12 protein-coding genes are annotated in these 15,486 nt (G+C 38.2%); all 12 read left to right on the top strand.

Going from position 1 to position 15,486, the window contains the following annotated elements:
* The first annotated feature begins 8 nt into the window (after positions 1-8).
* A complete protein-coding gene (hslV, locus tag AA0X95_RS21175) occupies positions 9-551 on the top strand; it encodes an ATP-dependent protease subunit HslV (protein WP_413301310.1) in 543 nt (180 codons plus the stop codon).
* Between the two features lie 18 nt (positions 552-569).
* Positions 570-1,979 (top strand): HslU--HslV peptidase ATPase subunit, encoded by a 1,410-nt coding sequence (gene hslU / locus AA0X95_RS21170; RefSeq protein ID WP_413301308.1) that lies wholly within the window; start codon positions 570-572, stop codon positions 1,977-1,979.
* A 113-nt stretch (positions 1,980-2,092) separates the two neighbouring features.
* On the top strand, positions 2,093-2,872 hold the full coding sequence (gene codY / locus AA0X95_RS21165) for a GTP-sensing pleiotropic transcriptional regulator CodY (protein ID WP_307288895.1): 780 nt from the start codon (positions 2,093-2,095) through the stop codon (positions 2,870-2,872).
* 368 nt (positions 2,873-3,240) lie between these two features.
* Positions 3,241-3,939 (top strand): 30S ribosomal protein S2, encoded by a 699-nt coding sequence (rpsB, locus tag AA0X95_RS21160; RefSeq protein WP_308080180.1) that lies wholly within the window; start codon positions 3,241-3,243, stop codon positions 3,937-3,939.
* Between the two features lie 180 nt (positions 3,940-4,119).
* Positions 4,120-5,004, top strand: a complete 885-nt coding sequence (gene tsf / locus AA0X95_RS21155) for a translation elongation factor Ts (RefSeq protein WP_413301306.1) — start codon at positions 4,120-4,122, stop codon at positions 5,002-5,004.
* Positions 5,005-5,167: 163 nt separating this feature from the next.
* Positions 5,168-5,893: a UMP kinase gene (gene pyrH, locus AA0X95_RS21150; protein ID WP_413301304.1), complete on the top strand. Its 726-nt coding sequence runs from the start codon at positions 5,168-5,170 to the stop codon at positions 5,891-5,893.
* Positions 5,894-6,451, top strand: coding sequence for a ribosome recycling factor (frr, locus tag AA0X95_RS21145; RefSeq protein WP_413301302.1), 558 nt, complete (start codon positions 5,894-5,896; stop codon positions 6,449-6,451).
* A gap of 236 nt (positions 6,452-6,687) precedes the next feature.
* Positions 6,688-7,467 (top strand): isoprenyl transferase, encoded by a 780-nt coding sequence (locus AA0X95_RS21140; protein WP_413301300.1) that lies wholly within the window; start codon positions 6,688-6,690, stop codon positions 7,465-7,467.
* A gap of 92 nt (positions 7,468-7,559) precedes the next feature.
* Positions 7,560-8,345, top strand: a complete 786-nt coding sequence (locus tag AA0X95_RS21135) for a phosphatidate cytidylyltransferase (RefSeq protein WP_413301298.1) — start codon at positions 7,560-7,562, stop codon at positions 8,343-8,345.
* Between the two features lie 32 nt (positions 8,346-8,377).
* Positions 8,378-9,520, top strand: coding sequence for a 1-deoxy-D-xylulose-5-phosphate reductoisomerase (dxr, locus tag AA0X95_RS21130; RefSeq protein WP_413301296.1), 1,143 nt, complete (start codon positions 8,378-8,380; stop codon positions 9,518-9,520).
* Positions 9,521-9,591: 71 nt separating this feature from the next.
* Positions 9,592-10,854, top strand: a complete 1,263-nt coding sequence (gene rseP / locus AA0X95_RS21125; RefSeq protein WP_413301294.1) for an RIP metalloprotease RseP — start codon at positions 9,592-9,594, stop codon at positions 10,852-10,854.
* 166 nt (positions 10,855-11,020) lie between these two features.
* Positions 11,021-15,346, top strand: a complete 4,326-nt coding sequence (locus AA0X95_RS21120; RefSeq protein ID WP_413301292.1) for a PolC-type DNA polymerase III — start codon at positions 11,021-11,023, stop codon at positions 15,344-15,346.
* The last annotated feature ends 140 nt before the right edge of the window (positions 15,347-15,486 follow it).

The following is a 15,486-nucleotide window of genomic DNA, read 5'->3' as shown; positions in this document are numbered from 1 at the left end:
TCAATTAAATGAACCAATTTCATGCAACAACGATTTTTGCGATTCATCATAATGGTGAGTGCTCTATGTCAGGTGATGGTCAAGTAACATTTGGTAATGCAGTAGTGATGAAGCACACAGCAAAAAAAGTTAGAAAGATATTTAATGGTAGAGTGTTAGCAGGTTTTGCTGGGTCTGTTGCTGATGCGTTCACCTTGTTTGAGTTATTTGAAGGCAAATTAGAAGAATTTAACGGGAACCTACAAAGAGCGTCAGTTGAACTAGCTAAAGAGTGGCGAAGTGACAAAATTCTTAGAAAACTTGAAGCCATGCTTATTGTTATGGACCGTGAAAATTTATTATTAGTATCCGGTACCGGTGAAGTCATAGAACCAGATGATGGCATACTTGCGATTGGTTCAGGTGGGAATTATGCACTTGCAGCGGGGCGTTCCCTCAAAAAATATGCGGGTGATCATCTGACTGCGAAGGAAATTGCGAAAGCTTCTTTAGAAATAGCTGCGGAAATATGTGTGTACACGAACCACAATATTATTGTTGAAGAGCTATAACGGGAAGGAGACTAAAGAATGGGAAAAGCTAATACCAATAATTTAACCCCACGCCAAATCGTCGAAAGACTTGATCAATATATTATTGGACAGAAAGATGCAAAGAAAGCAGTTGCTGTAGCACTAAGAAACCGCTATAGAAGAGGTTTGTTGAACGACAAGCTTCGGGATGAGGTCATTCCTAAAAATATTTTAATGATCGGACCAACGGGAGTTGGGAAAACAGAAATTGCTCGGAGAATTGCAAAACTTGTTGGTGCACCGTTTATTAAGGTTGAAGCGACAAAATTCACTGAAGTAGGTTATGTTGGCCGTGACGTAGAATCAATGGTAAGAGATTTAGCTGAAACGTCCGTTCGTTTAGTTAAGGAAGACCGTATGCAAAGTGTGAAAGAGCGTGCTGAAGAAAATGCTAACAGTAGGCTTGTTGATTTACTCGTTCCATCAGCAAAAAAATCAACGAGCTATAAAAATCCACTAGAAATGTTATTTGGTGGAGGAAATTCCTCTTCTGAACAAGAGGCACCTCAAGAAGATTATTCTGTTTATGAAAAAAGAAAAATCGTCAAAGAGAAATTGGCTCTAGGTCAATTAGAGGATGAAATGGTTACTGTTGAAGTAGAGGAACAAGCACCTTCTATGTTTGATATGCTTCAAGGTTCGGGCATTGAACAAATGGGGATGAATATGCAGGATGCACTTAGCAGCTTTATGCCAAAAAAACGCAAGAAAAGAAAACTTACTGTTAGAGAAGCAAGGAAGGTTTTAACCAGTGAAGAAGCCTCCAAGCTTATCGATATGGATGAAGTAACTTCAGAGGCTATATATCGTGCTGAACAAACGGGAATTATTTTTATCGATGAAATTGATAAAATAGCCAGCAAGAATTCAGGCGGTTCATCAGCTGATGTATCACGCGAGGGTGTCCAACGAGATATCCTTCCAGTTGTAGAAGGTTCAACAGTGGTAACTAAATATGGATCTATTAAAACGGATCATATCTTATTTATTGCTGCAGGGGCTTTTCACATGGCTAAACCGTCCGATTTAATTCCTGAACTACAAGGACGTTTTCCAATTCGTGTGGAACTAACAAAGCTTACTGTAGATGACTTCTTTAGGATTTTAATCGAGCCGGATAATGCTTTAATTAAGCAATATCAAGCTTTATTGGAAACTGAAGGTATAGAAATTGAATTTTCTGACGATGCTATTCGTAGAATTGCTGAAGTAGCATATGATGTGAATCAAAATACCGACAATATAGGTGCGAGACGACTTCATACCATCTTAGAAAAGCTTCTAGAAGATTTATCATTTGAAGCTCCTGATATCACGATGGAGAAAATCACCATCACACCACAATATGTTGATGAGAAACTTGGAGCAATCTCCAAAAACAAAGACTTAAGTCAATTTATTCTATAGGAATGTCTAGTTTGTCGCTTGGCAAAATTCTCATTCTTTATATACCTATTACGTCAAAATAGTTACATTTAAAAATTTTATAATGGTTGTAGTCAATTAGGAGGAAGAAACAGATGGATTTACTTACAAAAACTAGACGGATTAACGTGTTATTACAAAAAGCTGCAGGAAAACCGGTAAACTTTAAGGAAATGTCTGAGACATTAAGTGAAACGATTGAAGCGAATGTTTACATTGTAAGCCGTCGTGGAAAACTTCTTGGATTTTCAATTTATCAACAAATTGAAAACGAGAGAATGAAGAAAATGTTCGAGGATCGTCAATTTCCTGAAGAGTATACAAAGGGCTTATTCAATATTCAAGAAACTTCTTCAAACCTGGATATTGAAAGTCAATATACAGCCTTCCCTGTAGAAAATAGAGATTTATTCCGTGAAGGTTTAACAACAATCGTTCCTATTATCGGTGGAGGAGAACGTCTTGGTACTTTAATCCTTGCAAGATTGCAAGAGAAGTTCCATGATGATGATCTAATCCTTGGTGAATATGGAGCGACTGTAGTAGGTATGGAGATCTTACGTGAGAAATCAGAAGAGATCGAGGAAGAAGCAAGAAGCAAGGCAGTTGTTCAAATGGCAATCAGTTCTTTATCTTATAGTGAATTAGAAGCAATTGAACATATCTTTGAAGAGCTTAATGGCCACGAAGGCTTGTTAGTTGCATCGAAAATTGCTGACCGTGTTGGTATTACACGTTCCGTTATCGTTAATGCTCTAAGAAAGCTTGAAAGTGCAGGGGTAATTGAATCTCGTTCCCTTGGTATGAAAGGTACTTATATCAAAGTCTTAAACGATAAGTTCCTTGTTGAACTTGATAAATTAAGATCTAACTAAAAAAAATCTCCAGGTTCGCCTGGAGATTTTTTTTGGTGATAGTAACAGCTTAGTATTTATGGACACCATGTTGATTTTCGTTTCAGGCGCGAAGACTCCTGCGGGAAAAGCGTGTCTGGGGAGACCCCGCAGGAGCGAAGCGACGAGGAGGCTCCCCGACCGCCCGCGGAAAGCGAAGCGCCTGGAACGGAAATCTAACATAAAAACTTTTTTAAAAGTATAACTTGATTGTTATTTGTACATGTGCTATATTATTTCATGGTGTTAATACACACGCTCGTTGATTTAAACAGATGGTGCTGTTGATTACAGTTTCTGTTTAAAGATGATAGGAGCGGAGGAAATCAAACCATTAGGAGGAAACAAACATGTCAGTTATTTCAATGAAACAATTGCTTGAAGCTGGTGTACACTTCGGACACCAAACTCGCCGTTGGAACCCTAAGATGAAGAAATATATCTTCACAGAGCGTAACGGTATCTACATCATCGACCTTCAAAAAACAGTTAAGAAGGTAGAAGAAGCTTACAATTGGGTAAAGGACCTTGCTGGTAACGGCGGTACTATCCTATTTGTTGGTACAAAGAAACAAGCTCAAGATTCTGTTAAAGAAGAAGCAGCTCGTTCTGGTATGTACTATGTTAACCAACGTTGGTTAGGTGGTACATTAACAAACTTTGAAACAATCCAAAAGCGTATTGGCCGCTTAAAAGATATTGAAAGAATGTCTGAAGACGGTACTTTCGAAGTATTACCTAAAAAAGAAGTTGTTCAATTAAAGAAAGAACAAGAGCGTCTTGAGAAGTTCTTAGGCGGAATTAAAGATATGAAGCAGCTTCCTGATGCGCTATTCATCATCGACCCTCGTAAAGAGCGTATCGCAGTTGCTGAAGCTAAAAAATTAAACATTCCTATCGTAGGTATTGTTGATACAAACTGTGATCCAGACGAAATCGACGTTGTTATTCCTGCAAACGATGATGCGATTCGTGCGGTTAAGCTTTTAACTGGTAAAATGGCTGATGCTATCCTTGAAGCTAAACAAGGTGAAGAAGTTACTGCTTAATTAATTGAAGTGCTAAAAAATAAAAAGGTGATAAGAGGGAGCACCCTTTATCACCTTTTTTTAAAGAACCCCCGCTATTTTTGTATTGAACAAAAGTACAGTGGTGAAAGAATGTTTATCTTAGCTAACAATGGCTAAGATATGAATATAGTACATAGTATTTAAAGGAGGAAGTTAATTATGGCAGTTACTGCTCAAATGGTAAAAGAACTACGTGAAAAAACTGGCGCAGGTATGATGGATTGTAAAAAAGCGTTAACAGAAACAAATGGTGATATGGAAAAAGCAATTGATTTCTTACGTGAAAAAGGAATTGCAAAAGCTGCTAACAAAGCAGACCGTATTGCTGCAGAAGGTTTAACTTCTATCCTTGTTGATGGTAATGAAGCTGTTATTCTTGAAGTTAACTCTGAAACAGACTTCGTTGCAAAAAATGAAGCGTTCCAAGCACTTGTTAAGGAACTTGCTGAACACCTTCTTAAAAACAAACCAGCAACTGTTGAAGAAGCTTCTGCTCAAACAATGGAAAACGGTGCAACTGTTGCAGACCACATCAATTCTTCAATCGCTAAAATTGGTGAAAAGCTTTCTCTTCGTCGCTTTGCAGTAGTTTCTAAAACTGATAATGATGCGTTCGGTGCTTACCTACACATGGGTGGCCGTATCAGCGTATTAACAGTTCTTGAAGGTACTACTGATGCAGATGCTGCAAAAGATATTTCTATGCACATAGCTGCATTAAGACCAAAATACGTATCACGTGACCAAGTTTCACAAGAAGAAGTTGAGCGTGAGCGTCAAGTATTAACTCAACAAGCTCTTAACGAAGGAAAGCCTGAAGCAATCGTTGCAAAAATGGTTGAAGGCCGTCTTGGAAAGTACTTTGAAGATGTTTGTGTACTTGACCAAACTTTCGTTAAAAACCCTGACCAAAAGGTTCGTCAATTTGTTGAATCAAAGGGCGCAACTGTTCGTGAATTCGTTCGTTACGAAGTTGGAGAAGGTATCGAGAAGCGTGAAGATAACTTCGCTGAAGAAGTTATGAACCAAGTTAATAAACAATAGTCAAATATTCTCTTGTTTAAAAACATGAGTTTTAAGGGAATGTTACTGAAATAAGTTTTTGAATAGGGGACACAATGTGTTCCCTATTTTTCAAGAAAAAAATATTGTTTGCAAAGCGCTGACTGTAGCGCTAGTGCTTTCAAAATTACATACGGAGGTTTATATGAACGGTCCTAAGTACAAACGCGTAGTTTTAAAGTTAAGCGGAGAAGCACTTGCTGGTGATTCTGGCTTTGGTATTAAACCTTCTGTAATCAAATCAATTGCCATCCAAGTAAAAGAAATAGCAGAACTTGGAGTAGAAGTAGCTGTTGTCGTAGGCGGCGGAAACATTTGGCGTGGAAAAATCGGCAGTGAAATGGGTATGGATCGAGCGAATGCTGATTATATGGGTATGCTCGCGACTGTAATGAACTCTTTAGCGCTGCAAGACAGCTTGGAGAATTTAGGGGTTGAGTCAAGGGTACAGACCTCCATTGAAATGCGTCAGGTTGCTGAACCATACATTAGACGTCGTGCAATCAGACATTTAGAAAAGAAACGTGTAGTTATTTTTGCAGCAGGTACAGGGAACCCATACTTTTCAACAGATACTACTGCAGCCTTAAGAGCAGCAGAAATCGATGCTGAAGTAATTTTAATGGCAAAAAATAATGTTGATGGTGTGTATTCAGCAGACCCACGTATTGATGCAAATGCTACTAAATATGAAGATCTTTCATTCCTGGATGTATTAAAAGAAGGATTAGCAGTTATGGATTCAACGGCCTCTTCTTTATGTATGGATAATGATATTCCACTTATCGTTTTCTCAATTATGGAACAAGGCAACATTAAAAAAGCCGTTTTGGGTGAAAAAATAGGAACTGTTGTTAGGGGGAAAAATTAAATGCCAAAACAAGTTATTGCTGCTACAAAGGAGCGAATGACAAAAGCGATTCAATCTTATAGTCGTGAACTAGCTAGCATACGTGCTGGAAGAGCAAGTGCTTCCTTGCTTGACCGAATTACAGTTGATTATTATGGTGCACCAACACCAGTCAACCAAATGGCTGGGATCTCTACTCCAGAAGCTAGACTACTTGTTATTCAACCCTATGATAAATCAATTCTAGGTGATATTGAAAAAGCAATCCTTAAATCTGACTTAGGTTTAAATCCATCAAATGATGGCTCAATTATTCGTATTGCTATCCCACAACTTACAGAAGAACGCCGTAAAGAGCTTGTAAAAGTTGTGAAAAAAGAATCAGAAGAAGCAAAAGTTGCTATTCGTAACATCCGTCGTGATGGAAACGATGACTTGAAGAAGCTTGAAAAGAACGGTGAAATTACAGAAGATGCGCTTCGCGGCTATTCCGATGACATCCAAAAACTTACAGATGAGTTTATTCAAAAAATCGACCAAATTACGAAAGACAAAGAAAAAGAAATCTTAGAAGTTTAATTTGTGAGAGTGAACCCTCTTTTTTAGGGGGTTTTTTTCACTATTTTAGGGGTATTTTTATCTTATAGGCTAACCCGAAAATGTTTTCTGAACATTATTCTTAATTCCTTTTATTTTACATAAGTTATTTATTAGAGATATCTTCTTGCTTTTTTGGTATGATAAAAGCATGTAACCTTGTTTACCCTTTACATATATAATCGGAGGCAATGATTAATTAATTGAGGAGCAATGCTATGTTTAATAAATTTAGGCTTGGGAAGAAGCAAGAACACTCTTCCACACTCCGAGATAAAATTGAAGAATTAAAAAAACAACCAATACCTGAGCATGTAGCAATTATCATGGATGGTAATGGGCGCTGGGCCAAGAAGAGGGCCTTGCCACGTATTGCTGGTCATCATGAAGGGATGAAAGTGGTTCGTAAAACAACTATGCTGGCAAATAAACTTGGAATAAAGGCACTTACATTATATGCTTTTTCGACTGAAAACTGGAAACGCCCTAAAAATGAAGTGGAATATATCATGCGTCTGCCAGAAGAATTTCTAGGTACATTTCTCCCTGAACTGGTTGAAAATAATGTTCAAGTCAAAATGATTGGATATAAAAATCAGCTTCCTGTACATACACTACATGCAATTGAAAAAGCTATAGAAGAAACGAAAGATAATAATGGACTAGTATTAAACTTTGCGCTGAACTATGGCAGCAGGGCTGAGATTATTGATGCAGTCAAGCAGGTCTTAAATGATAGTAAAAATGGAATACTGAATGAGAACGATCTGAATGAAGATGTGTTTTCTTCCTATCTTATGACCTCTGAATTTAATGATCCGGACTTATTAATTAGAACGAGTGGAGAAATTCGATTAAGTAATTTTATGCTTTGGCAATTGGCCTACTCGGAGTTTTGGTTCACAGATGTTTTATGGCCTGATTTTAGTGAAGACCATTTACTTGAAGCAATCGAGATCTTTCAGAAGAGACAACGAAGGTTTGGCGGAGTATTATGAGGTGAAATTTCAGCAAAAGCGGGTTGAGAGATGATCTTGGCAGAAATAGCATTTCTTAACCGTCACTTGATTAAAAGGTGTTGAACTATTAGATGAAGCAAAGAATTATTACAGGAGTCATTGCCGCGGCATTATTTTTACCAATTGTTTATTATGGTGGGTTTCCACTTGTATTATTAACCTATTTTTTAGCGACGATTGGTTTGTATGAGTTGTTAAAAATGAAGAATTTATCAATCTTTTCTGTTCACGGATTTCTTTCCGTCTTGTTTCTTTGGGTTCTTCTCTTTCCAGAGGAATATTCCGAAGTGATACAAACCTTTTATTACTCAAAAACAGAAATAGGAATTGCGTTAATTCTTTTATTGTTAACCTATACTGTAATTACGAAAAATCGGTTTACATTTGAAGATGTATCCTTCTCCATACTCTCTGCTCTATATGTAGGAATTGGTTTTTACTTCTTCTTTGAGACAAGACAAGAGGGTGGCCTTGTTTTTATCTTGTATTCCTTATTTATGATTTGGGCAACTGATTCTGGTGCCTACTTTATTGGGAAATCTTTGGGTAAGAGGAAGCTATGGCCAGAAATTAGTCCTAATAAAACGGTGGAGGGCTCTATAGGCGGTGTCCTATGTGCAGTCATCGTAGCTGTTTTGTTTGTTTTATTTACTGATATACATGCATCTTTAATTGGAATAACTGTCGCCCTGTCCGTTTTTGGACAAATTGGCGATTTGGTTGAATCCGCATTTAAGCGTCATTTTAATGTGAAAGACTCAGGAAATATATTACCTGGACATGGCGGTATTCTTGACCGGTTTGATAGCCTACTATTTGTTTGGCCATTATTGCATTTTTTCCATCTTTGGTCTTAGGTCATGCGTTTTATCTTTAGGAGTTGACATTATTGAAAACAATTAGCTTATTGGGAGCTACAGGGTCGATTGGCACTCAAACCCTCGATGTGATTCGTGAGCACCCAACAGAATTTAAACTTGCTGCCTTATCCATAGGAAAAAATATTGAACTAGCAAGAAAAATGATAAGTGAGTTTCAGCCAGAGCTTGTTTCTGTACAAAACAAAAGTGATTATATAACATTAAAAACAGATTTCCCACATATCAAATTTACGTTTGGTTCTGAGGGATTAATTGAAACAGCAGTATATGAAAAAGCGGATATTCTAGTGAATGCAGTGCTGGGGAGTGTTGGCTTAAATCCAACTCTACAAGCGATTGAATGTGGAAAAACCATTGCCATTGCAAATAAAGAAACTCTTGTTACAGCGGGGCATTTAGTAATTGATGCGGCCAAACGAAATCATGTAACACTTCTTCCGGTTGACAGTGAACATTCCGCGATTTTCCAAGCCCTACAGGGGGAAAAGGCGAAAAATATTGAAAGACTGATTCTTACTGCATCAGGTGGTAGTTTCCGTGACCGTTCAAGAAATGAGTTAGAAAATGTAACGGTTCAAGAAGCATTAAACCACCCGAATTGGTCAATGGGCGCAAAAATAACAATAGATTCAGCTACCATGATGAATAAAGGGTTGGAAGTCATTGAGGCACACTGGCTGTTTGATATGCCTTATGATAAAATAGATGTTCTCCTTCATAAGGAAAGTATCATCCATTCAATGGTGGAATTTCATGATTCAAGTATTATTGCACAGCTTGGAACTCCAGATATGAGAGTGCCTATTCAATATGCACTCACCTATCCTGATCGCTTGCCGCTTGCATCGGCAAATCGCTTGAATCTAGCACAAATTGGGAGATTACATTTTCAGGAAATGGATGTTGAGAGATTTCGCTGTTTGAACTTTGCTTATATTGCTGGTAAAGAAGGCGGAACAATGCCAACAGTCTTAAATGCTGCAAACGAAGCTGCAGTAGCGGCCTTTTTAGAAGGGAAGATTCGTTTCCTTCAAATTGAAGACTTAATAGAGAAGGCATTAAGCACTCATCAAACCATCCAACATCCTAGCTTAAGCGTAATCCAAGAGGTAGATCAAGAAATTAGACAGTATGTACAATCTCTTCTGTAAGGAAAGCGGAAGTGACAGTAATCAAAGTTAAGTGATTCACCCCCTATCCTTAAAAAAGGTGGTTTTAAAATTTGAGTACAGTTATTGCCTTTATTGTCATTTTTGGTGCACTTGTTTTCTTTCATGAATTAGGCCATTTTATTTTTGCAAAAAGGGCAGGTATCCTTTGTCGTGAATTTGCCATTGGCATGGGTCCAAAAGTATTCTCCCATAAAAAAGGAGAGACTACTTATACGATTCGTCTTCTACCAATTGGCGGTTTTGTCCGAATGGCTGGTGAAGACCCTGAAGTAGTTGAAATAAAGCCTGGATATCGTATTGGTCTATTGTTTGATACGCAGGAAAATGTTACAAAAATTATCTTAAATAATAAAGAGAAATTCCCTAACTGCAGAATTGTAGAGGTCGAATATGCTGATATTGAACGGGATCTAGTCATAAAGGGATTTCCGGAAGATGAAGATGAAAGTTTGCACGCTTTTAAAGTACATCCTAACGCAGTAATAGTAGAAAATGGAGTCGAATCACAAATCGCTCCGGTTGACCGTCAATTTGGTTCTAAAACATTAGGTCAAAGATTTATGGCAATATTTGCTGGTCCCATGATGAACTTTGTTCTAGCGTTTATTGTATTTATTGTTATTGCATTACTCCAGGGTGTACCTTCAAATGAAGCGAAATTGGGTGAAATTACTCCTGATGGGGCAGCTAAGATGGCTGGCCTTAAAAAAGGTGATTTAGTTCAGAGTATCAATGGTTCGGAAATTTCAAGCTGGACCGATGTGGTTGAAATCATTCGAAAAAATCCAAATGAAGAACTTGATTTCTCTATTGTTCGTGACGGTAATGAAAAAGAGATTCAAGTAACTCCTCTTGAAAAAACCGTTGAAGGAAAGAAAATGGGAATTATAGGTGTTTATAGTCCTGTGGAAAAATCACCTGTTCAGGCCGTAAAGTCTGGTTTCACTGAAACATATTTTTGGACAAAGCAAATTTTTGTTATGCTTGGAAAATTGGTTACTGGTCAATTTTCAATCGATGCCCTTTCAGGCCCTGTTGGAATCTACAAATCAACAGATGAAGTAGCTAAATCGGGGATTTATTACTTAATGAAATGGGCTGGAATTTTAAGTATTAACTTAGGAATTATGAATTTATTACCAATCCCTGCCCTCGATGGTGGAAGATTGATGTTCTTTGCAGTCGAAGCAGTGAGAGGGAAGCCGATCGACCGACAAAAAGAAGGAATGGTACATTTTATCGGTTTCGCCCTCCTTATGCTGTTGATGCTCGTAGTCACGTGGAACGACATACAGAGATTTTTCTTGAAATAAAAAATAAGGATCGCGAATTGCGGTCCTTATTTTTTTAGGATACATTTTTCCCAAAATGGATGAAGTTTTCTGTCGAAATCAGACGAATCATTCCGTATCATATGATATAATTACTATTCAATAATAAAGAGACAGAGAGATTTTAATATAGATGGGAGAGAGAACGATGAGCGAACATGCCCTAGGCAATAAAGAGCGATTCCAACTCTTGCTCCAGCAGCTGCAATTAATTGAGGATGCTGTTGTAGTGCATTTTACAAATGCGCAAATTGAAAGACTATTGGTTGAAAAGAAAGCAAGGAAGTGGCATTTTCAATTCTTATTAGAAAAAATTCTCCCTTTTAATGTTTATGTAAGGTTCACCACACAATTGGAACGAACCTTTTCCGATATTGCTACTATTACTTATGAAATTAAAGTGCCAAATCCAAACAGTACGCCAGAACTTTTATTAGAGTATTGGAGTCATTGTATCCAACAAATCGATGGAATTTCTCCCCCACTACTGAAACTTTTAAATGAACAAATGCCAATCGTTAGCGGAAATAAGTTAACGATTACGGTAAGAAATGAGGCAGAGGGTCTTGCCTTAAAACGAAAATATGGTTCAGTAATTGGAGATATTTTTCAATCGTTTGGTTTCCCGCAGTTTTCAATTGAAACAGACTTAAAAGCGGAAGAAAAAAATGAAGAATACGAAAAATTTCTACTGGCCAAACAAAAAGAAGATCAGGAACGTGCTCTCCTGGCAATGGTTGAAATGCAAAAGAGTGATGCAGAAAAAGACCAAGCTTCAGGAGATGTTCCTGATGGTCCGCTTTCCATTGGTTTAACCATAAAAGATGATAATGATCTTCGCAGTATGATTGATATCGTTGATGAAGAACGAAGAGTTGCTGTTCAAGGTTATATTTTTGATGCGGAAATAAGAGAATTACGCAGTGGACGTTCATTACTAACCTTTAAGATTACCGATTATACAAGTTCGCTAATGGTAAAAATGTTTTCTCGAGATAAAGAGGATGCTGCCTTGTTCCAGCGTGTGAAAAAGGGAATGTGGGTTAAGGTTCGTGGAAGCATTCAGAACGATACCTTTGTGCGTGACCTTGTCATGATTGGAAATGATATAAATGAAATAAAACCCGCTGGGCGGAAAGATACTGCACCAGACGATGAGAAACGGGTAGAATTGCATTTGCATACACCTATGAGTCAGATGGATGCTGTCACACCTGTAAGTGCTTTAGTTGCTCAAGCAAAAAAATGGGGACATAAAGCTATTGCAGTCACCGATCATGCGGTGGCTCAATCGTTCCCAGAAGCATACGGTGCTGGTAAGAAAAACGATATCAAGATCCTATATGGTGTGGAAGTCAATTTAGTCGATGATGGAGTACCGATTGCTTATAATGATGCACATCGTCTCCTTACAGAGGATACGTATGTTGTATTCGACGTAGAAACAACAGGACTTTCAGCTGTCTATGATACGATTATTGAATTAGCAGCTGTAAAAGTGAAGAATGGAGAAATTATTGACCGTTTTGAGTCATTTGCAAATCCGCACCATCGACTATCGGCAACAACGATTAATTTAACAGGAATAACGGACGATATGGTGCAAAATGCACCTGAGGTCGAAGAAGTGTTGAGAAAGTTCCATGATTGGGTAGAGGATGGAGTTCTAGTCGCCCACAATGCATCCTTCGATATGGGATTCCTGAATGTAGGGTATAAACAAATTGGGTTAGAAAAGGCTAAAAATCCTGTCATCGATACACTTGAGCTTGGACGTTTTCTTTATCCTGAGCTTAAAAACCACCGGTTAAATACCTTAGCAAAAAAGTTTGATATTGAATTAACTCAGCATCACCGGGCGATTTATGATGCAGAAGCAACAGGCTACTTATTATTAAAAATGTTAAAGGATGCACTAGAAAAAGGAATCCACTACCATGATGAATTTAACAATAACATGGGTAAGGGGAATGCCTATCAACGTGCTCGTCCATATCATTGTACACTTTTAGCACAAACCGAGGCGGGGTTAAAGAACCTATTTAAGCTCGTTTCCATTGCACATATTGAATACTTTTATCGAGTACCGAGGCTTCCTCGATCGGTTCTGCAAAAATACAGAGAAGGAATTCTTGTTGGCTCTGGTTGTAATAAAGGTGAAGTGTTTGAAGGGATGATGCAAAAATCTCCCGAAGAAGTCGAAGCTTTCGCGGGATTCTATGATTATCTAGAAGTAATGCCAAAAGAAGTAAATGCTCCGTTGATTGAAATGGAATTGGTTCGTGATGAAAAATCAATGGAAGATATTATTGGCAAGATCGTTACACTAGGTGATAAGTTAGGGATCCCTGTTGTGGCTACGGGAAATGTTCATTATCTCAATGAAAATGATAAAATCTACCGTAAAATTTTAGTTAATTCACAAGGTGGAGCGAATCCGCTAAACCGTCATGAGTTACCTGATGTTCACTTTAGAACAACCAATGAGATGCTCGATGCTTTTGCCTTTTTGGGTAAAGAGAAGGCAAAGGAAATCGTTGTTACTAACACGAATAAAATTGCCGACATGATTGACAACATAAAGCCGATTAAAGATGATCTCTATACACCAAAAATTGAAGGTGCCGATGAAGAGATGCGTGAAATGAGCTATTCTATGGCTCGTAAAATATATGGTGACAATCTTCCAGAGATTGTTGAAGCCAGATTAGAGAAAGAATTGAAAAGTATTATCGGCCATGGATTCGCCGTAATTTACTTAATTTCACATAAGCTGGTAAAAAAATCATTGGATGATGGTTATCTAGTTGGTTCCCGTGGTTCCGTTGGTTCCTCCTTAGTCGCCACAATGACTGAGATAACGGAAGTGAACCCATTGCCGCCTCACTATGTTTGTCCAACCTGTAAGCATTCAGAGTTCTTTAATGATGGTTCTGTCGGTTCAGGATTTGACTTGCCAGATAAAGATTGTCCACAGTGCGGTGATAAGTATAAAAAGGATGGACATGATATTCCGTTTGAAACTTTCCTTGGCTTTAAAGGGGACAAGGTTCCCGATATCGACTTGAACTTCTCAGGGGAATATCAGCCTCGTGCTCATAACTATACAAAGGTACTATTTGGTGAGGAGTATGTCTATCGTGCAGGAACTATTGGCACGGTTGCCGATAAAACAGCATTTGGATATGTGAAGGCCTATCAGCAGGATAACAACCTTCAATTGCGTGGTGCAGAAGTGGAGAGGCTTGCTTCGGGGTGTACCGGTGTAAAAAGAACAACCGGACAGCATCCTGGTGGGATTATCGTAATTCCTGATTATATGGATGTATATGATTTCACACCGATTCAATTTCCAGCGGACGATAGAAATTCCGAATGGAAAACAACTCACTTTGATTTCCATTCCATCCATGATAATGTCTTGAAGCTCGATATACTCGGACACGATGATCCGACTGTCATCAGAATGCTGCAAGACTTAAGTGGAATGGACCCTAAAACCATTCCAACGGATGACCCTGAAGTAATGAAAATCTTTAGTGGAACAGAATCGTTGGGTGTAACGGAACAACAAATTATGTGTAAAACGGGTACGCTTGGGATTCCTGAGTTTGGGACTCGATTCGTTAGACAGATGCTAGAAGATACAAAGCCAACCACATTCTCAGAACTCGTCCAGATTTCAGGACTATCGCATGGCACAGACGTTTGGCTAGGAAATGCACAGGAATTAATTCACAACCAAACATGTAATTTAAGTGAAGTAATTGGCTGTCGTGATGATATCATGGTCTACTTGATCTATCAGGGGCTCGAACCTTCCTTTGCTTTTAAAATTATGGAATCTGTCCGTAAAGGTAAGGGTTTAAGTGAAGAAATGGAAGCTGAAATGCGGAGAAACGAAGTACCAGAATGGTATATTGACTCCTGCAAAAAAATCAAATACATGTTCCCTAAAGCACACGCGGCTGCCTATGTATTAATGGCGGTACGGATTGCGTACTTTAAGGTGCATCTACCACTTCTTTACTATGCTGCTTATTTTACGGTTCGTGCCGAGGACTTTGACATTGAAGCAATGTCTCGTGGACCTGAAGCAATCCGAGCAAAGATAGAAGAAATCAACGCAAAAGGTCTGGAAGCATCTAATAAAGAGAAAAACCTCCTAACTGTTCTAGAGCTAGCACTTGAAATGACAGAAAGGGGATTTTCATTCCAGAATTATGATTTATATAAATCTGATGCATCAGATTTTATTATTGAAGGGAACACACTCATTCCACCGTTCAATTCAATTCCTGGTTTAGGAACCAATGCTGCTTTTAATATTGTAAAAGCAAGGCAAGATGGAGAGTTCTTATCAAAAGAAGACCTTCAACAACGAGGAAAGGTTTCGAAGACCATTCTTGAATATTTAGACAAACAAGGGTGTTTGAATGCTCTACCGGAGCAAAACCAGTTATCTTTGTTTTAAATAGGGATAACCCGGATAAACCACCGTTGTGTTTGCATAAAAACAATGGTTATGGTATAGTTTTATTGGAAATACTAAGAAATACTCTCGTGTTCAAGAGTGGGGAAACCCACTCTTTCGTTATGTAATCGAGGTACTTG

Source organism: Neobacillus phoenicis (assembly GCF_047302305.1).
Taxonomy (GTDB): domain Bacteria; phylum Bacillota; class Bacilli; order Bacillales; family Cytobacillaceae; genus Neobacillus.
The sequence above is the reverse complement of the archived record's forward strand: the minus strand, read 5'-3'. Positions and strand labels throughout refer to the sequence as shown.

Coding starts and splice junctions, on each gene's coding strand:
- AA0X95_RS21140 (WP_413301300.1), top strand. CDS start 6,688: ATGTTTAATAAATTTAGGCTTGGGAAGAAGCAAGAACACTCTTCCACA.
- tsf (WP_413301306.1), top strand. CDS start 4,120: ATGGCAGTTACTGCTCAAATGGTAAAAGAACTACGTGAAAAAACTGGC.
- hslV (WP_413301310.1), top strand. CDS start 9: ATGAACCAATTTCATGCAACAACGATTTTTGCGATTCATCATAATGGT.
- frr (WP_413301302.1), top strand. CDS start 5,894: ATGCCAAAACAAGTTATTGCTGCTACAAAGGAGCGAATGACAAAAGCG.
- hslU (WP_413301308.1), top strand. CDS start 570: ATGGGAAAAGCTAATACCAATAATTTAACCCCACGCCAAATCGTCGAA.
- AA0X95_RS21120 (WP_413301292.1), top strand. CDS start 11,021: ATGAGCGAACATGCCCTAGGCAATAAAGAGCGATTCCAACTCTTGCTC.
- AA0X95_RS21135 (WP_413301298.1), top strand. CDS start 7,560: ATGAAGCAAAGAATTATTACAGGAGTCATTGCCGCGGCATTATTTTTA.
- rpsB (WP_308080180.1), top strand. CDS start 3,241: ATGTCAGTTATTTCAATGAAACAATTGCTTGAAGCTGGTGTACACTTC.
- pyrH (WP_413301304.1), top strand. CDS start 5,168: ATGAACGGTCCTAAGTACAAACGCGTAGTTTTAAAGTTAAGCGGAGAA.
- codY (WP_307288895.1), top strand. CDS start 2,093: ATGGATTTACTTACAAAAACTAGACGGATTAACGTGTTATTACAAAAA.